This is a genomic window from Marinitenerispora sediminis (genome assembly GCF_003336425.1).
GTDB classification, from domain to species: domain Bacteria; phylum Actinomycetota; class Actinomycetes; order Streptosporangiales; family Streptosporangiaceae; genus Marinitenerispora; species Marinitenerispora sediminis.
In genome coordinates this window covers 1-20,203 of sequence record NZ_QEIO01000101.1, presented here as the reverse complement: position 1 = coordinate 20,203, position 20,203 = coordinate 1, and the positions used below count along the sequence as shown (strand labels likewise).

Below are 20,203 nucleotides of genomic sequence, written 5' to 3'. Positions count from 1 at the left end.
CCACCAGCCTGCCCACCGCCGCCACCACCGGTGGGCTTGGCGCCGGTGGGCAGGCTGGTGGCTGCGTCCATCGCTCCGCCGGCCATGGCGCCACCGACGGCGGCGCCGCCCGCCATCCCGCCCACCATTGGCACGGCGAATCTCATGAGCGCTGGCATCGCGATGAGGGCGACGCCCATGAGCGTCACACCGGCAAGGAACTTTATAAGCCCCTGTTCGTCATCGAAAATGTTGGAATTCGCGAGTTGGAACGCGGCGGCATAGACGATGGCTGCCGCCGGCTTGTACAGAATGAACGCGACGAGCCAACCGACGCACTTGCGGAACCAAGAGCGCCCTATCTCGGTGTTCGTGAAGGACGCCGTCAGAGGAAGCACACCCGCCAACACCACCAGCATGCCGATACGCACGACCATCAACATCATCTGCATGAGGCTGAAACAGAGTGCGACGAGACCGAGAACAATGATAATCAACGGGAGCACAAGCGAGACGGCGCCAGAGGCGGTGCCCACGACTAACAGAACCGTCATGTTCTCAGCGAAGTCTCGGCCGCCCATCGCGCCCTCGAGAATCCACTCGGAGAATGCGTCCGAGGCCTCCACCGCAAGGCTGATGAAAGTGAGTCCGGCGCCCGAGACGACGACCAGGGTGAACAGCGACTTCACCAGTTCCTTGCCAGGTTCCGCGCGCTGCTCCCAGGCCATCTTCGCGCCGCCGATGATCACAGAGACGACGGCGGCGGCCCCCATGTACCACCAGAGACTGTTCTGCAGATAGGCGGCCGGGCCTCCAGCACCAGTCCCGCCGACGCTGGCAAGCAATCCAGAGACGATGGCAGATGCGGCGGAGATCAGTACCACTCCAAAGAGGACGAATCCCACTTTGCGCAGCATTCCGCCGCCGTCGCCCCGATGCCGCGCCAGAGCGAGCATCCCTCCCAAGGCGATGAGAGAGAAGACGCAGACTCCGAGCGAAATCCACACCGTGTACTGCATCAGGTCCAGGGCATAGCCCGCCCCCTCGGGTTCGGCCCCCTGCGCAATGGAAGAACCCCGTCCGGTCACGAGATCGGGGGTGTCAACGTCCACCCACATAGTGCCAAGTGTCTCGACAACACTGCCGATCGCTTCGATCACGGCGTCGGAGAAGAAGTTCAGGATTCCCTCAAAGGCCGTTTCAGCAGCGTCGCCTACCACACCCGAAACTCCGCTGACGACACCGTTGATGATGTCGCGGATGAAGTACGCGGATTGCAGCATCGATATCATCCCCGGTTGACGGACCCTGTGTCAGCTCTTCGGGATGGATGGTCGCTGGCGCAGTGCACCACTCACGGTGTCACGCTCCGGCCCAGCGCACGAATCCGGCGAGATCGGGAACCGGGTAGGCCGGAACCGCTGGCTCCCCGTTGTCGGCGAGGACCGCCTTCCAGTCACCGTCCTCCCACACCAGATCCATGGGCGTGACCATTTCTAGACCGATCGAGCTGTTATACGCGAGCTGAATGTTCGCGCGCTCGCCGTCGTAGGAGATCATGCGGAAACCGGCGAGTTGCACGCTGATGTCGGATTCACCTCCAGGCGATTCCGCAGCAATTCCGCCCCCCTCCAAGGCCACGTCCTTTCCGGGACCGTCCGCGATCAGCCGCTCGATGGCCTGCTCACCAAGGGTCGGATCACCGGTCAGGATCGACGCGTTGGCTGCGGCGAGCACCGCCCCCGTCGGAGTCCGCGCAAAGCAGTCGCGGAACCCGTTCTCCTCAATTCGGCCCGGTCCTGCCCCCTCCACGGACGGGACCGCCACAGCTCCCACCAACTCCCACTGGGTGCCCTCGGGCGCCGTGCTGAGCATGCCCGTCATTTCGACCTCGTCGAGCCCGCACACGCTCGCGTCACCCCCGGCGCTGGGCACCGAACCGGGATCGGCGCTGGCGCTCCCGGTTTCCGACGAGGGCGCGGCTTGCCCTTCTTCCGGCTCTCCACGTGCCAGGGTCGTCACCACCACAATCACCGCCAGCACCACGACGGTGCCGATCACCACCGAAGACAGGACGAACCCTCGGCTGGCCAGCGGATGCCCACCAGTTCCCTCGTTGCCCGAATCAGCCACGACGCGGCCCTTTCATGGAAACAGGTTGTTCGGATCAGGTGACGAGGAAGCTCACCAGCGACGTGGCGGCGGAGATGATGATGACCCCGGCCAGAACCATGCCGATCTTGCCCATGTGCTCGCCACCCTCGCCCCGGCGCGACTGGATGGCCATGGTCGCACCAGCGATCATCAGACCGAGCACACAGATGCCGAGCGCCACCCACTTGGCCCAGCCGAGGATGGCGATGAAACCCTCCGAGCCGGGGGGCGCCTCACCGGACCCCGGGTCAGGGACCGCGGCGAGGTGAAGGACTAATTCGGAAGTCGCCTCGAAAAACACGTCGCCCTTCCTCAAGATCAATTGATGTTTTTATCGCGCTAACAGGGCAGTCAGCTCGGAGACCATAGCTTGTACGACTTTCGGACTGCTTTCAATATCCACAGGCTCTCCCAGCCTCCAGGATTCGTTCCACGGAACATGCCACACGCGAGGAACGCCTCCGGAAACAACCTTGGCCATATCCCTCAGCAGGCGCGGTAGCCGCCCAGGGGCGTCCGCCACCAACACCATTCCGAGCACGTCCACGCCTGGAACGGCGCCGGACGCCCATTCTGTGGCAGCTAATTGTGCGGCGCGGAGTCCATGCGCGTGGGTGCGAGCAACGAGAATGACCTTCGCCAACTGGGATGGCATCGTAACTCTTGAAGACTGGCTCGCACTGACCGGTTCCGGCCAGGCATGATGCGCGACTCTGCTGGCTTCGATCAATCGCGCAAGCGTCGTCTCACCCGCTCCCCCGTGGACGCCGAGCCACCACAGGCCTTCAAATTCTGGCACTGACCTGCGGGAGAGAAGATCACTACTCTGCGGAACTGGCACCCCAACGTGTGGCCGTTGCGGACCGGTGACGCGCGGAAGCTCTTCGGCGTCCACTTCGGGCTCATCGGCGGACGTTGCAGGAGTAGCCACCGTGATCCACGGATTCTGTTCCCCCATCCGAACTCCCACCTCTCCATGTCGTATGTTATTTCGCACCAGTCCGAAAACCGTCCCGGAGCGCCCATAGGGAACCGCACGGAAATGATCTTCGTCAAGCGACTTCTCGCAGGTGCCGTGGCCATTATCGGCATTGCGCTGCCCACGGGATGCGCCCCAACGGCCGAGCCGGCAGGAGACGAAACAGAACTGACCGGTTCCGGCCATCACTACCTACCAGACGTGGAATTCCAAGATCCCGGCGAATATCCGACTTGGGGCCCCAGTGACAGAAGTGAAGCGGTCCGCGAGGCAGAAACCGTGATGACGGCGTTCGTCTCGAACAGAAGCGACGAGGAGGCCTGGTGGGAGGAGATACGGGGTCATCTCTCGCCTCAGGCGCAGATGGAGTTCCAAGAAACCGATCCCGCGAATATTCCGGCCACCGAGGTCACCGGGGACGGCGAACTCGCCGACGACTCCAGCGCCTACCTTGCCTGGGTGGATGTCCCCACTGACGTGGGGACCTACGAGGTGCTGCTGAGTCGTACCGAACAGGATTCACCTTGGCAGGTGGAGCGGCTGACTCCGCCCGAGGAAGACTGAGCGATGGCGGAGTCGAACTCCTCGTCGGGCTGCGTGATCGCCATCGCATTGATTCCGCTGCTCATGATCGGCGGTTGTCTGGGGCCGATCATCTTCATCGGCGTCGCGTACCAGCAGCAGTCTGCCGCATGCGGCGGCCCCAGTGGTCCCGGCGTCACGGTCGACATCGACGGCCTGCCCTCCGGCAGCGTCGCCGGGTACTCCGGTGAGCAGCTCCGCAACGCCGCCCTCATCATGAACGCGGGCGAGGCGCTCGGCCTGGGGATCCGCGACCAGACCATCGGCGTGATGACCGCCATGGGCGAGTCGAGCCTGCGGGTGATCGACTACGGCGACAACGCCGGACCGGACTCCCGGGGCCTGTTCCAGCAGCGCGCCAACGGCGCATGGGGGTCGTACGAGGACCGGATGGACCCGACGACGTCGGCTACCAACTTCTTCCGGGCCATGATGCGGGTGCAGGGCCGTGACGAGCTGGCACCCACCATCGTCGCGCACCGCACCCAGCGCAACGCCGACCCGAACCACTACACGAAGTTCTGGGACGCAGCCGTACAGGTCGTGCGGGCGCTGGCCGGGGTCGAGGTCCCCGACGTCCAGCCGGGCACCGGCCAGTCGTCCTGCACGGGCGTGCCGACCGAGACCGGCGCGGTCAATCCGGAGGGCTGGGCGCTGCCGGCGCGCGGGCCCATCACCAGCATGCCCGGTGCCCGCAACGCGCCGACGGTCGGGGCGAGCACCAGCCACAAGGGGGTCGACATCGGGTCGCCGTGCGACTCCCCGATCTGGGCGGTGCAGGACGGGGTCGTGACGGACGCGGGACCGGCCAGGGGCTTCGGCCACTGGGTCAGGATCGACCACGGTGAGGGCCTGACCAGCGTGTACGGCCACATGTACGCCAACGGCCTGCTGGTCAAGGTCGGCGACCGCGTCGAAGGCGGCCAGCAGATCGCCCGGGTCGGCAGCGACGGCGCCTCGACCGGGTGCCACCTGCACCTGGAGATCCGCCGCGGCGCCCAGGTGCTGAACCCGGTCCATTTCCTGTCCCAGGTCGGAGTCGAACTGGGCTGACTCGATGGGGGAGTCGACATCCAATGACCACCGAACACGACCAGGTACCGGCGTTTCCCAAGATCACCGCGGTGACGAACACCGACGGCACCGGCGAGGTAACGGTCAACGGGCGGATCCAGCGCGTCACGGCGGCCTCCACCGGGGAGGCCCGGACCGAGATCATCCGCCTCATCGCGGAGACCGCCCGGAAACTCGGCCGTCCGGTGAAGGTCGCCACGAGCGGTGTGGACGGCGACTGGCCGCTGATCGTCTACCCGGACGGGCACGTCGAGGAGGACACCTCGGCGCCGCCGCCCAAGACGCGGGCCAAGAAGAGCCGCCCGGGCCGCGGGGCGGACCGGCGGGACGCGGCGACCGCCGCCCCGACGCCGCCGGCGGGGGCGGTGTGGCAGCCGGAGCCGCGGCCCGCGCCGGATCCGGTCCCGGCCGAGCCTCCCACCGGGCAGGCCGCGTCCGCCGAGCACGCCCCGAGCCACGAGCTGCCGCCGTGGCCGCCGCCACCGGGCCCGGACACGGGTCCGCGGCTCGCCCCCGTTGTCCCGCTGCCGCAGCGCCCCGGCCCGTCCGGAGCCGAAGCCGACGACCCGGCCGCGCGGTCCGCGCGGCTCTGGGAGGAGGCCATCGCCGAGCACAACCGGCGGCGGGGCTTCCCGGCCGACGGCTCCGCCGGAGTCGGGCCGTCCGGGGACGTCGACACGTACGGTTCGCCGCACGGCCTGTCCGACCAGCTCGCCCGCTGGCGGGAGGCCGACGGCCGGGGAACCGGCGGCTGACGCGCCGCGCGGCGACGAGCCGAGACGAGACGAGAGGAACGGGGAGGTGCGCACGTGACGAGGCAACGGCCGTTGCCACGACGGCCGCCCCGCCCGGTGTTCGACCCGGAACTGCCGCCCCGGATCCGCCGCCGGCTGGAACGGAACCGGGCCGGCCTGCTCCCCCGCTCCCGGGCGCCCCGGTCACGGGGCCGGGGCTCGCGGTGGTGGTGGCGGGGTGCCGCGGCGGCCGTGCTCGCGCTCTTCTGGACGGCCGGCCACCTCGCCGGCCAGGCGCCGGAGTCCGCTGTCCTCGCCACCCGCGTGCTCAGCACGCTGGGGCTGTGCGCCCTGGTGCTGTGGGGCTTCCGCGCGCGGGGCGCGGTGGGCGGGGTCCTCACGCTGCTGCTGGCGTGGGGGCCGTTCTTCCTGGTGTGGGCGGCCGATGACGACGTGGCGCTGCTCAGCGCCACCGCGTTCTTCTGGTCCGCCGGCCCGCTCGGAGCGCTCGCCCTGCTCGTCAGGGGCGTCCGGAGCCTCGGCGAGCGCCACTTCGGCCGCTACCTGCCGCCGGAGGACTTCCAGGCCGAGGAGTCCGCGCTGCTGGGCCGGCTCCAGGCGGCGATCGACACGGTGCGCCGGGCCCGCGAGGTGCTCGGCGACACGCTGGGCGCCGGCTACGACGAGGCGTGGGTCCGCGGCCAGGAGTGGTCCATGGCGGCCGCGCTCGCCCGGTGCGGCGACCTGCAGCGCAGTGTCGATGAGCGCCAGCGAGAGGCGGTGTCCGATCGGGTCCTCGCCTCGCTGCGTCCGCAGCAGGACGCCCTGGACGCGGTACGGGCCGCCGTCGCCGCCCGGGTGGAGAGGTTCGAGGACTACGCGGCGCTGGCGTCCGCCGCCGTGACGGCCCACCACGAGCTGCGCCAGTGCGAGGAGAACGAACGCCGCCATGACGACTACCTCCGCCTCCTCACCACCGCCGCGTCGGAGAGCGCGGCGGGAGCCGACGACGCCCAGCGGGTCCAGGGGGAGGCGGAGGCGCTGCGCGAGTCCCTGAGCGAACGGGTGAGGGAGGTGTCCGAGGCGGGACGGTGGCTGTCGGAGGCGGCGGCCATCTCGGTGCCCGGCCAGGGCGGGGACCCGTGATCCCGGCCGGGCGCGCCCCCGCCGGAGTCCGGGACGGCCGGCCTGGCGTCGGCATCTCGATGCGGGACGGCCGGGCGGGGCCGTGCCACCAGCTGGTCGGTGGCGGCGTCGCCGCAGGCCTGGGGGCCGTCGAACCTGCCCCGCGCACACCGCGGTCGGCGCTCCGGCGGCTCTCGCCTCCCCCTCCGCTTCCGCACCGCACCGCCGACCACGGCGCAGAGGACCGCGCCCTCCTTGGGGCCGGCGTCAGCGCGTCTCCGCGACCGTGGTTCCGATGACCGCTCGAACGCCGCGCAGGAAGGCGCCGGCGACCGCTGCGGGTTCGTCGAGGTAACCGCTGACCATCGCCCCATCACGGAGCAGCATCAGGCTGTCGACGACCTCGTCCGAGCCTTTGCGGCCCAGGGGTGCCACGAGCTGTTCGAAGGCGGCCCTGCACCATTGGCGGTGCGCGGCGACCGCCCGCCGGACCGGGCTGGCCGGATCGGGATACTCCGCGGCCGCGTTGATGAAGGGGCAGCCGCGGAACCCCGACATGCATGCCGCCAGCCCGACCTGTTCCGCCATGAGCTCCAACGTGGCGCCGACATCGCCGTTGCCGCGGGCCAGGGCGGCACCGATGCCCGCGCGTTCGAGTGCGGCGCGCCCTTCCAGGTAGGCGACGATCAGGTCGTCCTTGCTCTTGAAGTGCCGGTAGAACGTCACCTTCGTCGTTCCCGCCGCGTCGATCACCTTGTCGACGCTGACCGCGCGCAGCCCCTGAAGGTAGAACAGGTCGGTGGCGGCCTCAAGGAGGCGTTCGCGCATCGGGGTGCGTGTTGAGGGACCCATACAACCTCCTGGCTTGAGTGGGTTGTTTTCGAGATCTCTCTACCACTCACACACACTAGAGTTACCAGGCAGTCTACATAGGCTCACCCCCAGGGGGTCGATTCGGTCGCGCGACCGTTCGCGTTCGCCGCTGCGGCCGATCCCCCTGCCGACACTTCCCAGGCCCCGCAGCGACCCGCCTTCCGAGTTATCCCTGTTCACGGCCGAAGCCGGACCTCCGCAACCCCGAGGTCGGTCCCCGAGGGCGCGCCCGGCCGACACGAGGGGAGCCAGGCGCCCTCGACCCACGGGCTTGCGCATCACGGAACGGAGCCCTACTCTGTGCCGAAGTAGAGTGACTAGTAATTCTACTTCGGTGCGCGGTCGCTGCCGCAGCGACTCCTGAGAGGAAGAGATCCCCATGACTGCCCTCACCGCTCCTGAGAAGGCGGGCGTCTCACGCGCGTTGCGCAACCTGTACCTGATCCGCTTCGGGTTCCAGGTCGGCTGGGCGATCGCGGTGGCCTTGACCGCGTCGGCGTTGACCCCGCTGGTCGTCGCGCTGCTGGTGCTGTACCCGGTTTTTGACCTCGTCTGCGCGGTGATCGATTTCCGGTCCGCCGGGGCGACCCGCCCGAAGGCGGCGCTTTACCTCAACATGGCCCTGAGCGCGCTCGCGGCGATCGCCCTCGCGCTCTTCGCGGCGACCGGGTCCGCCGCGGTGCTGAGCATCTGGGGCCTCTGGGCGGTCACCGCGGGGGCGGTGCAACTGGCCGTCGCGCTCAGGCGCTACCGCCTGGGCGGCCAGTGGCCCATGATCCTCAGCGGCGGTATCTCGGTGTTCGCCGGTACCGGGTTCTTCCTCCAGGCCGGTGGCCCCCAGGCGTCGCTGGTCGGCGTGGCCGGATACGCCACACTGGGCGCGGTCTTCTTCCTCGCTTCCGCGATCCGTCTGCACTCGGCCGCGAAGAAGGCCTGACGTGACCAACGTCTATGACGTCATCGTGATCGGCGCCGGGCCGGTCGGTGAGAATGTCGCGGACCGGATCGTGCGGGGCGGGCTCACCGCCGCGATCGTCGAGCGTGAACTCGTCGGCGGCGAATGCTCGTACTGGGCGTGCATGCCCACCAAAGCGCTGCTGCGCGACGCCGCCGCGCTGCGCGCCGCGCGGGCGCTGCCAGCCGCGAGGGCCGCCATCACCGGGCCCCTCGACACCGCCGAGGTGTTCGCGCGGCGGAACCGCTTCGCATCGCAGTGGAAGGACGCGGGCCAGGTCGACTGGCTCCACAGCGCGGGGATCGATCTGGTCCGGGGGCACGGCCGCCTGAGTGGTCCCCGCCGCGTTCACGTACGCGGTGACGACGGCGGTGAAGTTGAACTGCGGGCACGGCACGCCGTGGTCGTCGCCACCGGCAGCAGCGCGCTCAGACCCGCGATCCCCGGGCTCGACCAGATCCCGACCTGGACGAGCCGCGAGGCCGCATCCGCCGACTCGGCACCGGAACGGTTGGCGATCATCGGCGGCGGCGTCGTGGGGACCGAGCTGGCCACCGCGTACTCCGCCCTGGGCTCCGGCGTCACGCTGGTCTCCCGCACCCGGCTGCTGCCCGGTGTGGAGGAGTTCGCGAGCGAGCACGTCACCGCGGCCCTCGAGGAGGCCGGCGTCACGACCCGGACAGGCGTCGACGCGGTCGCCGCCCGCTGCGGTCGGACCGGGGCCGCTCTTCTCGAACTCTCCGACGGAACGACCGTCGAGGCCGATCGTGTACTCCTCGCCGTGGGCCGCGCGCCGAACACCGGCGATATCGGCCTCGACACGGTCGGCCTCACACCCGGCGCGTGGCTCACCGTCGGCCAGGACCTGCGCGTGCTGGCCGACGATGGCGCCCAGCTGGACGACGGCTGGTTGTACGCGGCCGGAGACGTGAACCGGCGCGCTCAGCTGACCCATCACGGCAAGTACCAGGCGCGTGCCCTCGGTGACGCGGTCGCCGCTCGCGCCGCCGGTGAGGACGCCGACACCTCCCCGTGGGGCCGGCACGCCTCCACCGCCGACGAACACGCCACCGCCCAGGTCATCTTCACCGCCCCCGAGATCGCCACCGTCGGGCACACCGCGGCTTCCGCCGAAGCGCACGGTCTCTCCACGCGTGTCGTCGACCACGACCTCGGTGCCGTCGCCGGCGCCGCACTGCACGCGGACGGCTACACGGGTCGAGCACGCATGGTCATCGACAACGACAGAAACGTCGTCGTCGGCTTCACCGCCGTCGGCTTCGATGTCGCCGAGATCCTGCACGCGGCCACCATCGCGATCACCGGCGAGGTCCCGCTGGACCGGCTCTGGCACGCCGTTCCCGCGTTTCCGACCATCAGCGAAGTGTGGCTACGGCTCCTGGAAACCGACGGCAGAGACCACTGACCGCGCCCCGGCCCCCGTCCCCGACTGTTCACCGACGAACGGAGAATCCCATGTCCGACCCCGTGTACACCGCCATCGCCACCTCGACCGGCGACGGCCGCGCCGGTGGCCGCGCCGCCACCAACGACGGCCTCCTCGACGTCACCCTCGCCGTCCCGCGCGAGATGGGCGGACCCGGCACAGCCACCAACCCCGAACAGCTCTTCGCCGCCGGATGGGCGTCGTGCCTGCACTCCGCCCTGAAGGCCGTGGCCGCCGGACGGAAGGTGGCCTTCACAGACTCGGCGGTGATCGCCGAGATCAGCGTGCACAGGACCGAGCAAGGCGGATTCGCGCTCTCGACCGCCCTGCACGTGGAAGTCGCCGGGATCGACCAGCGGACCGCGGACGAACTCGTGCACGCCGCACATGCCGTGTGCCCCTACTCCAACGCGACCCGCGGCAACATCCCCGTCACCCTCGAAACCACGGTCGCCTGAACCGGCCGGCACGAAGGACCGGAAGGAAGTGACCGGTCCCGGGGCACCAGTCGCGCGCGTTCGGTGGTGGTTCGCTCCACCGAACGCGCGCGGCGGTGTTGAGTTACGGGCGTGCCGGAAGTTCCGGTGGGCCCTGCGCCCGTGGCGAAGGTCCGGTCCCCGGCCTCTGCGGCGGATTGTCATGTGGCCGAGCGCGGGGCAATCCGGGCCCGGCATCGGGCGGCGGCCGCGCACGCCTCATAAGAGGCGTGCCCGCAGCGCGGGTCGTACCGGCCGGGCTGGTCGGTGCCGCGGCCGGGAGTCCGTCACTGCTCGGGCGGGCCGGACCGGGCGGTGTGGACGGTGATCGCCATGAGGTAGAAGGCGTCCGGCCGCCAGAGGATGCCTTCGCGGGATTCGCGGTCCAGCAGGCGGTCCAGGGTGGCCCGGTCCGCCGAGTCGAGGCGGGTGCCGATCTGGTCGCGCAGGTGGGACAGCCGGGCGTGCAGCTGCTCGCGGACCGGGGCGTCGAGGGGAGCGGGCCGGTCGATGAGGAAGGTGCGGGAGCCGCTGGGGACGAGGCCGGCGGCGGCGAGCATGGCGGGCCAGTCCTCGACCACCGGGGTGCTGCCCGGAAGCTCCTCCCGCATGGTGGTGTAGCCGTCCTCCTCGGCGGCGTCCAGGCGGGCCAGCAGGCCGGGCCTGCCCATGCCGATGTCGCGCGGCAGGTAGCGCGCGGGGAGGCCCCGTTCGGCCACGGCCAGTAGCCCGCCGGGCCGCAGCGTTGCGGCGAGCGCGTTCAGGGCCGCCTGCTGGTCGCCGAGGTGGTGCACCGCGTGGCTGCTCCACACCACGTCGGCCGCACCGAGCGTCCCGAAGTCCGCCGGCAGGTCCGCGTGCAGGGTGCGCACCCGGTCGGCCAGTCCCCGCCGCTCGGCGTGCTCACGCGCGCGCTCCAGCAGGGCCGGCGTGCCGTCGACGGCGACCACCTCCGCCTCCGGGAAGGAATCGGCGAGCAGGAAGGTCGTGGCGACGCCCGGGCCGCTGCCCACGTCGAGGACGCGCCGCACGCCGGCGGCGGGGAGCAGGTCGGCCAGCCAGGCGGTCGCCTGCTCGTGGGCGGGCCGGTGCAGCGCGGCGCCCTCCTCCAGCAGGGGGATCTTGGCGGTCCAGTAGAAGTCGTCGGTCCGGTGGTCGGGGTGTGCGCTCATGGCGTCGCGCTCCTGCGTCGTCGAATGGCGGATGGGAGGCCGTACGTCCGCCGGCGGGCGCGGCGGCCACCGGGCGGTCCGTGCGGGGATCCTCGTCAGGAACCCTGCCGACGCTTCACGTATCTGGCAACAACTGTTGCTGTTTTCGGGAATGGCGGGTGGAATGTCGGCATGGAACACGCACCGGAGATCGCCGACGTCCTGTCCGGGGTGGGCCCGCGCCTGCGACGGCTCCGCCTGCGGCGCGACATCACGTTGACGGAGCTCGCCGAGACCACCGGGATATCCAAGAGCACGCTGTCCCGACTGGAGTCCGGGCAGCGCAGGCCCAGCCTGGAGCTGCTGCTGCCCATCGCCCAGGCGCACCAGGTGCCGCTGGACGAACTGGTCGGTGCGCCGGAGGTCGGCGACCCCCGGGTCCGGCTCTCCCCGCGCCGCGTACGCGACCAGGTCGTGGTGCCGCTGACGCGTGCGCCCGGCCCGCTCCAGGCGTACAAGATGATCGTTCCGCCGAGCCGCCGCGAGCCGGACCCGCGCACCCACGAGGGGTACGAGTGGCTGTACGTCCTCTCCGGGCGGCTGCGGCTGGTGCTCGCCGACCACGACGTGGTGCTCGGCCCCGGGGAGGCCGCCGAGTTCGACACCCGGCTGCCGCACTGGTTCGGCTGCGCCAGCGACGAGCCGGTGGAGCTGCTCAGCCTGTTCGGCCGGCAGGGCGAGCGCATGCACGTCCGTGCGCGGCCGCGGGCGCGCACGGACCGCGAGGGCTGACCGCCCGGCGGGCGCGGCCGGCTGGCAGCCCCGAAGCGGGGCGCCGCCCGCGGGTTCGGAGCCGCGGTCCCTCCGACCGGGCCCTCGGCCCCGCCGCCCGCCCCGCGCCCTTCCGAGGGCCCGGCGGAGCCGCTGCCGCGGTACCGCCTCGCACGGGGCGGCCGCGATCACGGCCGCCGGGCGTGTTGCGACCCGGGCGGCGCTGGGCAGCGGGCCGGTGGGAGCGGTCGCCGCGGCACGGGGCCGGCGCGACCACGGTGATCGGGGGGCGAGATGCGGGTCGTGGTCACGGGAGCGACGGGGTACATCGGGGGCCGTCTGGTCCCGGAGCTGCTCGGGGCGGGCCATGAGGTGCGGTGCCTCGCGCGGTCGCCGGGCAAGCTCCGCGACCATCCGTGGCGGCCCCGGGTCGAGGTGGTGCGCGGCGACGTCCTGGACCGCGAGTCCCTGGAAGCCGCACTGGCGGACACCGACGCCGCCTACTACCTCGTGCACTCGATGGGTGGTGGAGCGGGGTTCGCGGACCGCGATCTCCGCGCGGCGCGCAACTTCGCGGACGCGGCGGCCGCGTGCCGGCTGCGCCGGATCGTCTACCTGGGCGGCCCGGTGCCGGGCGGCGGACGGCCGTCCGCGCACCTGCGGTCGCGCGCGGAGGTCGGACGGGTGCTGCTGGAGGGCCGGGTGCCGACGGCCGTGCTGCGGGCGGCGGTGGTCATCGGCTCCGGATCCGCCTCCTTCGAGATGCTGCGCTACCTCACGGAGCGGCTCCCCGTCATGACCACGCCGCGGTGGGTGCGCAGCCGGGTGCAGCCGATCGCGGTCCGCGACGTCCTGCGGCTGCTGGTCGCGGCGGCCGAGCTGCCCGCGGACGTGGACCGCGCCTTCGACATCGGCGGCTCCGACGTCATGACCTACGCGGACATGATCCAGGGGTTCGCCCGGGTGGAGGGCATCCGCCCGCGCCTGATCATCCCGGTGCCGGTGCTGTCGCCGTGGCTGTCCAGCCTCTGGGTCGGGCTGGTGACCCCGGTCCCCGGCGCGGTCGCGCGGCCCCTGGTGGAGTCGCTCCGGCACGACGCCGTGTGCCGCGAGGACGACCTCTCCGCGCTGCTCGGCGACCACGGGCGCGTCGACTACGAGCAGGCGGTGCGCCTCGCGCTGCGCCGGACCCGCCAGGTGGACGTGGCCACCCGCTGGTCGTCGGCCGACTGGCCGACCGCGCCATCGGACCCGCTGCCCACGGACCCGGAGTGGACCGGCGGCTCCTGCTACCTCGACGAGCGGTCGCGGACCGTCGCCGCGGCGCCGGAGGACCTGTGGCGGGTGGTCGAGGGGATCGGCGGCGCGCGGGGGTGGTACTCGTGGCCGCTCGCGTGGTCGGCCCGCGGCTGGCTGGACCGGCTGACCGGCGGGGTCGGGCTGCGGCGCGGGCGCCGGGACCCGGAGCGGCTGCGCGTCGGCGACTCGCTGGACTTCTGGCGGGCTGAGGAGGTCGAGCGCGGCCGGCTGCTCCGGTTGCGGGCGGAGATGCGGCTGCCCGGCCTCGCCTGGCTGGAGTTGGGCGTGGAGCGGGCAGCGGGCCGCACCGTCTACCGGCAGCGCGCCGTCTTCCAGCCGCGCGGCCTCGCCGGGCAGCTCTACTGGTGGGGGATCCGGCCGTTCCACGGGATCGTGTTCGGGTCGATGGCCCGCAACATCGCGCGCGCCGCCGAGGCGGCGGCGCACCGCGGCGCGTGAGGGCGAGGTCCCCGCCGGCGGCCCGTGTTCCGGCCCCTAGGCGCAGGGGCCGGGACGGTCCGAGGCGGCGGGCACCCGCGGCGTTCAGTCGGCCGCGTTCGCCCGGCTGATGTAGGCGATCATGTCCGGGGAGGGACCACCGCTGTCCCGGTTGATCTGCTCGCTGTTCTCGGCGTACATGGTGAACAGCGACTCGCGCAGCCCGTCGTCCCCGCCGTGGAACGCCTCCAGCAGACCCATCCAGCGGCCAGCGAGCGCGCGCACCCGGGGGTCCGCCGGGTCGGTGCCGGCGTCCATCTCCGCCTGGACCTTCGCGATGAGCTCCGGCCACTCCGCCTCCGCGGCGGCGATGGCGTCCTCCCCGAGAGCACGGCGCCGCTCCTCCAGCAGCGCGAGCTGCTCCTCCGAGAAGTAGTTGTTGATCACGTCCTGCATTCGGACCACCTCCTCGATGAGGCCAAGGAGATCGGCGGGTGCGGTGCTGCCGGTGGACTCGGCCGTGGCCACGAGCGCGGCGAGCCGGCTCCGCAGCGACCGCAGCCGGACCAGCCGCTGCTCGACCAGCGCGAGGTGCTCGGCGAGCCGCTCGGCGATGTCGGCCTCGCCGGCCAGCAGGATGCCGATCACGTCCAGCGGCAGGCCGAGTTCGCGCAGCGCCACCACCTGGTAGAGCCGCCGGACGTCCGCCGCCCCGTAGAGCCGGTGTCCGGCGGCCGTCCGGGCCGCCGGGCGCAGCAGGCCCACCTGCTCGTAGTGGTGCAGCGTCCGCACCGTCAGTCCGGTGCGCCGGGCCAGCTCCCCGACCTTCCACACCGGGCCGCCGTCCTCGGGCATGGCCCGTCCTCTCTCCCCGGCATCGCCGCGGCCGCGGCGACGGATCCGACGCTAGGACCTCACGTTACGTCAGGTGCAACCCCTCGTCCGGGCCGGTCGGAACGGGTGCGGCGCCGCCGCGATGTCGTTGGTGTGTGTCAGAGTGGGCGCAACGACTCACCGTGGAGGCCACCGTGGCGTTTCTCCTGGTCATCGGGACACGCAAGGGACTGTTCACCGCCCGCAGCGACGATCGGCGCGCCTGGGAGGTGAGCGGTCCGCACCGGCTCGACGCCGAGGACTACGCCAACACCGCGGGCGTGTACGCCATCGGCGTCGACCCGCGCACCCGGCGGATCCTCGTCGGCACGGAGAGCTCGCACTTCGGCCCCAGCGTCTGGTTCAGCGATGACCTGGGAGCCCGCTGGCACGAGCCCGCGCGGGTGCCGATCGCCTTCCCCTCCGACGTCGACGCCGCGTTCACCCGGGTCTGGCAGTTCGCGTTCGGCCCCGAGCCCGGCACCGTGTACGCCGGGGTCGAGCCCACGGCGCTGTTCCGCTCGACCGACGGCGGCGAGAGCTTCACACTGGTCCGGCCGCTGTGGGACCACCCGCACCGGGTGAACTGGTACCCCGGCGCCGGAGGCGCGGCCATCCACACGGTGCTGCCCGGACGGGTGCGAGCGGCCGGCACGGACCCGCGGGCCATGACCGTGGCCATGTCCACCGGCGGGGTGTACCAGACGGAGGACGGCGGGGAGAGCTGGACGCCCGCCAACCGGGGCATCCGGGCCTCCTTCATGCCCGACGAGTACCCCGAGTACGGGCAGTGCGTGCACAAGGTGGCCGTGGCGTCCGACGGCGCCTTCTACCTGCAGAACCACCACGGCGTCTACCGCAGCACGGACCCGTCCGCGGGCTGGACCTCGATCGCCGACGGCCTGCCCGCCGACTTCGGGTTCGCCATGGTGGCGCACCCCCGCGTCCCGGGCCGGGTGCTGAACTTCCCGGTGATCAGCCAGACCTGCCACCTGCCACCGGACTACCTCCTCCGCGCCTTCCGCACCGACGACGGGGGGCAGACGTGGCGGTCGGCGAGCGAGGGGCTGCCCACCGACCCGTACTACAGCATCGTGCTGCGCGACGCCGCCTGCACCGACGGGGCGGAGGTCCCCGGGTTCTACTTCGGGACCCGCGCGGGAGACGTCTTCGTCAGCACCGACGACGGTCCGCGCTGGCGGCAGGTCGCGAGCCACCTGCCGGACGTGCTCTGCGTGCGCGCGGTCGAGGTGTAGCGCCGTGGACGTCACCGTCATCCTCCCGGGCGCGCTGCGCGCCGAGTCCGACGGCGAGGCCCGGATCGCCGTCCCGGTCGACGCCGGCGGAGTGCCGCTGCGCCGGGTGCTCGACGAGCTCGCGCGGCGCCATCCTCGGCTGGACCGGCGGCTGCGCGACGAGCGCGGCCGGCTGCGGCGCTACGTCAACGTCTACGTGGGAGCGGAGGAGTGCCGGTCCCTGGAGGGGCTGGAGACGCCCGTCGCCGCCGGGACGGAGGTGTGGGTGCTGCCTTCGGTGGCCGGCGGCTGACCGGCTGCTCCCTCGGCCGGCGGCCAGCTCCGGGTCGTCGGCGTGGCCGCGCCCGCCGCTGCACCAGCGGCTACGTCGGGAGGTGTTGGACGGCCCCGCCGGCCGCGCGGCGGCGTACCAGGCCGGGGTTGCCGAGGAGCAGCCTGCCGTGGGCGGCGAGGTCGGCGGCGCGTCCTCGATGAGCGCGAGTCCGGCCACGCCGGTGGGGGCGCTCGCCGAAGCCCGGGGCAGCAGGGATGCGCTGGCGAAGTCCCCGCGCAGCCGCGGTATCGCCTCAACGGTCGCCGGCCTCCAGCGCGTGGAGGCAGCCGGTCCCCACGGGTTGCCCCCAGCAGCGCGGCGCAGGCCGGCTCGGGGCCCGGTTCGGTGCTGCCGTTGCCCCTGTCCGGACAGATCCCGGAGGCTGGTGCGGGCCGCTCCGGTCTCGGCTGCGATGGCCCGGAGCACCTCGGCGCCGAGCCGGATCCGGCCCCGGCCGGACCGCCCCGCTTGTCGGACGCCAACAGGCTCAGCGTGAGGAACCGGTGGACGGGACGGCCGTTGGCGCCGGGGGTCACGACGCCGTCGAAGCCGGCCTGGATCGCGTTGCGGCCCGCGGCGGTGAAGGCCGCGACGGTCACGTCGTGCGGCGCCAGAACTGGCGCCCGGACTCGTCCCGGACCACGAGGCCCAGCCGGCCGAACTCGCCGCGCAGCTGCTCGGCGTCGGCGCGGTCCTTCTTCCGCAGCGCGGCGGCCCGGGCGCGGAACAGCGCGTGGGCGCCCGCCGCGAGGTCGGGGTCCTCCGGGATCCAGCGGCGGTACTCCTCCCGGTGCGGATCACCGTCGGCCCGCCAGGGGTAGCCGTGGGCCTCGAAGGCACGCGCGAGCCGGCGGGCGTCCCGGTCGCCGGCCACACGGGCCAGTTCCGCTGCCGAGCGGCCGAGCAGCACCAGGTGCGGGCCCTCCAGGAACGCCGCCGCGACGTCGTCGCGGCGCGCGGTGCGCACCGACTCACCGTGCACCAGGGTCACCTGCTCGTCGTCCACGGTGACCACCAAGGTGTCCTGCTCGGCGAGGAACGCCACCACCAGCCCCGCGCCGACGCCCAGGGCGATGCCGCCGATCGCGGCCTGCGGGTGCGGGATGGACGCCACGAGCTCCAGCGGTCCCTGGAAGGGCACCCATCTCAGCGACGCCGCCCACGGCGCCAGCCACGCGAGCAGCCAGCCCGCACCAGCGCCGAGGAGCGGAAACCCGCCCCAGACCAGGAGACGCTCCGCCACCTGCGGTCCCACGACCGTGGCATCCCGCCGACCGCCGTGCCCGCCCGGCTCCGGCCCGGAAGTGCTGCGGCTGGCGTCCATGGCGGCTGTTTCCTGTCCGGTCGTCGATACGGCCGCCGGGGGCTCCCGGCGCGCATCCGACGCTACGGCGGGCGAGGGCGGCCGTGCATCGGCCATCGGGCTGCTCCCCGCCGTCCTCGGTCGCCCGTCGGCGGGCGGGCGTTGGCCGAAAGTACCGCCCGCCCCGCCCCGGTCGCGGCGGTCGCGGGCCGCGAGCCTGCGCCGCCCCCGGGGGCCACCGGGGCCGCTCGCCTGGATCGTCGACGGGAGTCGCGTGCCCTGTTCAGCGGCCATGGGGGATCAGTGGCCGCCGGAGCGGGCTACCGGTCAGCCGGGGGCGCCCGGCCACGGCGGTGCACGCGCGGACCCGCTGGCAGGTGCGCGTCCACACGAGCTCGGTGCTCCGGGGGCATGCCGCTCCAGCTCCGGCTGGTTCCTCGCGGGCGGATGGCCGCCTCGACGCGCTGGCGCAGCCCCCCGGGGAACACCTTCACCGCCGGTCCGCGCCCTCCATCGCCGGCCCAGTGGATCTGCGGGGCCGGGCCCCGCGCCCACAGGCGCCGGTCCTCTTCGGACCGGCCCGGCAGGCGCGGGGAGAGGCGGCCGGTCCTGCCGGGGTCAGGCGCGGCCACCCGCGCCCGCAATCGCATCCCGGGGCACCCCGGTCCACGGCCACGCAGACCAGCTCGGCGTCGATGCGCGGCCGCTCGGTTCCGGATGTCCCGGTCGACCGGGCGGAAGGCGGGACGTGGCCGGCCAGCCGGACGTCTAGGCTCGTGGCGTGGCGGACACGGGTGATGCGGGAGCGGCTCCTCGGGGCGACCGGGTGGCCGCCGCGCCGACGCGCGCGGTGCTGGCCGACGTCGCCGGAGTCAGTGCGTTCTTCGCCGTCGATCTCGGCGTGGCGCCGCGCGAGGCGGGGTGGCGGGCGCTGGCCGAGTTGTGGACGGTCCCGGACGCGCTCGAACGGCGGCTCGGCACGACGCGGCGCGCGCTGGCGCGGCAGGCGGGCTTGGCAGCCGCCGCCGTCGAACCTCGGGTGGCCGCGTCGCTGCTGTACCAGGGGCTCGCCGCCCGGCTGCTCTCTCCCGCGCTCGGCTGCGCCCTCTGGCACGGTCGCGTCCCCGACCCCGCCGCCCTGCGCTGGCGGCTGGTGGACGCGGGCCCGCTCCCCCTGCGGCTGGCCGAGGACCGGATGCTGCCCGCCGCGGCAGCGGACCCACCGGAGCGGCTGTCCGGGCTCCTGCACCGGCACGTCCTGGACGGGGTGCTGGCTCCGCTCGCCGAGTCGCTGCGGGAGCTGGTCCGGATCGAGCGGCGGCTGCTGCGGGGCAACGCGGCCTCGGCGCTGGTCGGTGCGGCCGGGCTGCTCGCGCGGGCGCGGCCCCGGCACGCGGCGGCGGCCGCGGCGGTTACCCGGGCCCTGCTCGCCGGGCCGCTCGCGGGCACGGGCGAACTGCGCGCCCCCGGCTCCGCCGGCCTCGACCGCTTCGTCCGGAGGAGCTGCTGCCTCTACTACCGGCTCCCGGGCGGGGCGACGTGCGGTGACTGCGCGCTGCGGCACACCGGTCCGCGCCGGACGCCGCCGGACGGCCCCGCGCCGCGCGCCTGACCGGCGGCGTCGTCGCTGATCCCGGCGCGGCCCCTCTCTCCTCCTGGGTTCCGGCCCATCATGGGACCCGGTGCGGGCCGCCGCCCGCTCCTCGCTGCGCGGCGACGGCGGGGAGGTGCCGGAGCCGCTGGAGACCAGGGCGGCAGCATGCGGGCTTGGGAGGAGCGCCGACCGGACCGGTCGGCGGATCCGGGTGCGGAACACCGGCCGTTCCAGTTCGGTGACGGGCTCGGCCAGCCGCACCGACGACGTCAGGCCGCCCCGGGCCTGGCCGCCACCGCCTCCGCGCACTCCCGACCTGCTGGCCGCCACCGCCTCCGCGCGCTCCCCCCGGCCTGCTGGCCGCGACCACCGCGATGTCCCTGGCGCCGACGGCGCCTACCGGGCGTCGGCCCCCGGATCCGCATCACGTCCGCCACGGAGTGCGTCACGTCGAACCGGCGGCTGATGGGGGACGCCGAACCCCTACGCGCTGGCGCTGGAGTTCACACGGCTGCCGGGAGAGAAGCAGCGCGGCCCGCCCGGGCCCCGGCTCCCGAGCCTCCTCCGGGCCGGGGCGTTCCGGGACCGGATGCTCCGGCACCCGGCTGGTCTGCGACGCGCTGTGCGCGGCCGGGGGCGCTCCGAGCCCCCGGCCGACCGGATCGGCCCCGGCACACATGACGACGTTGCGCCACTACGCGCTCGATCGTTGATGGGGCTTTGGTGTCCTGGTCAGTGGTCGTAGGCGATCAGCGATCGCCTGACCGGGGCGCCGATCTGCCAGTTGCGCCAGATCGCGGTGTTGAGGGCGCAGACGCGCTGACACA

The 20,203-nt window shown here is 72.9% G+C and carries 20 protein-coding genes and 1 pseudogene; 12 read left to right on the top strand and 9 right to left on the bottom strand.

The annotated features are described in order from the left end of the window. From DEF28_RS27615 to DEF28_RS29080, 4 genes are all read right to left on the bottom strand, one after another. Positions 1-1,262 (bottom strand): hypothetical protein (locus DEF28_RS27615; protein ID WP_158562872.1); only part of this gene is annotated, 1,262 nt, incomplete at its 3' end. A 79-nt stretch (positions 1,263-1,341) separates the two neighbouring features. Continuing rightward, positions 1,342-2,043, bottom strand: coding sequence for a hypothetical protein (locus tag DEF28_RS18520; protein WP_233515394.1), 702 nt, complete (start codon positions 2,041-2,043; stop codon positions 1,342-1,344). A 103-nt stretch (positions 2,044-2,146) separates the two neighbouring features. Next, positions 2,147-2,434 carry a hypothetical protein gene (locus tag DEF28_RS18515; protein WP_114399166.1) on the bottom strand — a complete coding sequence of 96 codons (288 nt, stop codon included), beginning with the start codon at positions 2,432-2,434 and terminating at the stop codon, positions 2,147-2,149. A gap of 30 nt (positions 2,435-2,464) precedes the next feature. Further along, positions 2,465-3,091, bottom strand: a complete 627-nt coding sequence (locus tag DEF28_RS29080) for a DUF6668 family protein (RefSeq protein ID WP_369122483.1) — start codon at positions 3,089-3,091, stop codon at positions 2,465-2,467. 84 nt (positions 3,092-3,175) lie between these two features. Here DEF28_RS29080 and DEF28_RS27310 point away from each other — a divergent pair, with 84 nt between their 5' ends. The 4 genes from DEF28_RS27310 to DEF28_RS18495 are packed head-to-tail and all read left to right on the top strand — an operon-like array spanning position 3,176 to position 6,648. Further along, complete coding sequence (locus DEF28_RS27310; protein WP_147280179.1) at positions 3,176-3,676, top strand: hypothetical protein; 501 nt, start codon at positions 3,176-3,178, stop codon at positions 3,674-3,676. Positions 3,677-3,679: 3 nt separating this feature from the next. Further along, positions 3,680-4,747, top strand: coding sequence for a M23 family metallopeptidase (locus tag DEF28_RS18505; RefSeq protein WP_114399168.1), 1,068 nt, complete (start codon positions 3,680-3,682; stop codon positions 4,745-4,747). Positions 4,748-4,770: 23 nt separating this feature from the next. Then, positions 4,771-5,523, top strand: a complete 753-nt coding sequence (locus tag DEF28_RS18500; protein ID WP_114399169.1) for a hypothetical protein — start codon at positions 4,771-4,773, stop codon at positions 5,521-5,523. A 54-nt stretch (positions 5,524-5,577) separates the two neighbouring features. Continuing rightward, positions 5,578-6,648, top strand: a complete 1,071-nt coding sequence (locus DEF28_RS18495; RefSeq protein ID WP_147280180.1) for a hypothetical protein — start codon at positions 5,578-5,580, stop codon at positions 6,646-6,648. A gap of 246 nt (positions 6,649-6,894) precedes the next feature. On the opposite strand, the gene DEF28_RS18490 is transcribed toward DEF28_RS18495, so the two are convergent. Continuing rightward, positions 6,895-7,479: a TetR/AcrR family transcriptional regulator gene (locus DEF28_RS18490; RefSeq protein ID WP_114399171.1), complete on the bottom strand. Its 585-nt coding sequence runs from the start codon at positions 7,477-7,479 to the stop codon at positions 6,895-6,897. A gap of 400 nt (positions 7,480-7,879) precedes the next feature. On the opposite strand from DEF28_RS18490, the gene DEF28_RS18485 reads away from it, so the two are divergent. The 3 genes from DEF28_RS18485 to DEF28_RS18475 are packed head-to-tail and all read left to right on the top strand — an operon-like array spanning position 7,880 to position 10,360. After that, complete coding sequence (locus DEF28_RS18485) at positions 7,880-8,437, top strand: hypothetical protein (protein ID WP_114399172.1); 558 nt, start codon at positions 7,880-7,882, stop codon at positions 8,435-8,437. A 1-nt stretch (position 8,438) separates the two neighbouring features. Next, on the top strand, positions 8,439-9,881 hold the full coding sequence (locus DEF28_RS18480) for a dihydrolipoyl dehydrogenase family protein (RefSeq protein WP_114399173.1): 1,443 nt from the start codon (positions 8,439-8,441) through the stop codon (positions 9,879-9,881). Positions 9,882-9,931: 50 nt separating this feature from the next. Further along, complete coding sequence (locus DEF28_RS18475; RefSeq protein ID WP_114399174.1) at positions 9,932-10,360, top strand: organic hydroperoxide resistance protein; 429 nt, start codon at positions 9,932-9,934, stop codon at positions 10,358-10,360. A gap of 305 nt (positions 10,361-10,665) precedes the next feature. Here the strand turns inward: DEF28_RS18475 and DEF28_RS18470 are convergent, their stop codons facing one another. After that, positions 10,666-11,550: a class I SAM-dependent methyltransferase gene (locus tag DEF28_RS18470; protein WP_114399175.1), complete on the bottom strand. Its 885-nt coding sequence runs from the start codon at positions 11,548-11,550 to the stop codon at positions 10,666-10,668. Positions 11,551-11,721: 171 nt separating this feature from the next. Between DEF28_RS18470 and DEF28_RS18465 the strand changes: the two genes are divergently transcribed. Beyond that, entirely contained in the window at positions 11,722-12,321 is a 600-nt protein-coding gene (locus DEF28_RS18465; protein ID WP_114399176.1) for a helix-turn-helix domain-containing protein, read from the top strand. 273 nt (positions 12,322-12,594) lie between these two features. Then, positions 12,595-14,058 (top strand): SDR family oxidoreductase, encoded by a 1,464-nt coding sequence (locus tag DEF28_RS18460; RefSeq protein ID WP_114399177.1) that lies wholly within the window; start codon positions 12,595-12,597, stop codon positions 14,056-14,058. Between the two features lie 84 nt (positions 14,059-14,142). Here DEF28_RS18460 and DEF28_RS18455 read toward each other — a convergent pair whose 3' ends face one another. Further along, positions 14,143-14,892: a MerR family transcriptional regulator gene (locus DEF28_RS18455; RefSeq protein ID WP_114399178.1), complete on the bottom strand. Its 750-nt coding sequence runs from the start codon at positions 14,890-14,892 to the stop codon at positions 14,143-14,145. Between the two features lie 173 nt (positions 14,893-15,065). On the opposite strand from DEF28_RS18455, the gene DEF28_RS18450 reads away from it, so the two are divergent. Together DEF28_RS18450 and DEF28_RS18445 are read left to right on the top strand one after the other, a co-directional pair. After that, positions 15,066-16,166 carry a WD40/YVTN/BNR-like repeat-containing protein gene (locus DEF28_RS18450; RefSeq protein WP_114399181.1) on the top strand — a complete coding sequence of 367 codons (1,101 nt, stop codon included), beginning with the start codon at positions 15,066-15,068 and terminating at the stop codon, positions 16,164-16,166. Between the two features lie 4 nt (positions 16,167-16,170). Next, a complete protein-coding gene (locus DEF28_RS18445; protein ID WP_114399179.1) occupies positions 16,171-16,458 on the top strand; it encodes a MoaD/ThiS family protein in 288 nt (95 codons plus the stop codon). A 616-nt stretch (positions 16,459-17,074) separates the two neighbouring features. Here the strand turns inward: DEF28_RS18445 and DEF28_RS18440 are convergent. Next, complete coding sequence (locus tag DEF28_RS18440; RefSeq protein ID WP_449405545.1) at positions 17,075-17,803, bottom strand: YqeB family protein; 729 nt, start codon at positions 17,801-17,803, stop codon at positions 17,075-17,077. Between the two features lie 760 nt (positions 17,804-18,563). Between DEF28_RS18440 and DEF28_RS18435 the strand changes: the two genes are divergently transcribed. Further along, positions 18,564-19,394 (top strand): (2Fe-2S)-binding protein, encoded by an 831-nt coding sequence (locus DEF28_RS18435; protein ID WP_199493390.1) that lies wholly within the window; start codon positions 18,564-18,566, stop codon positions 19,392-19,394. 714 nt (positions 19,395-20,108) lie between these two features. On the opposite strand, the pseudogene DEF28_RS29215 reads toward DEF28_RS18435, so the two are convergent. Beyond that, positions 20,109-20,203: pseudogene (locus tag DEF28_RS29215) on the bottom strand (IS982 family transposase); the annotation flags it as partial.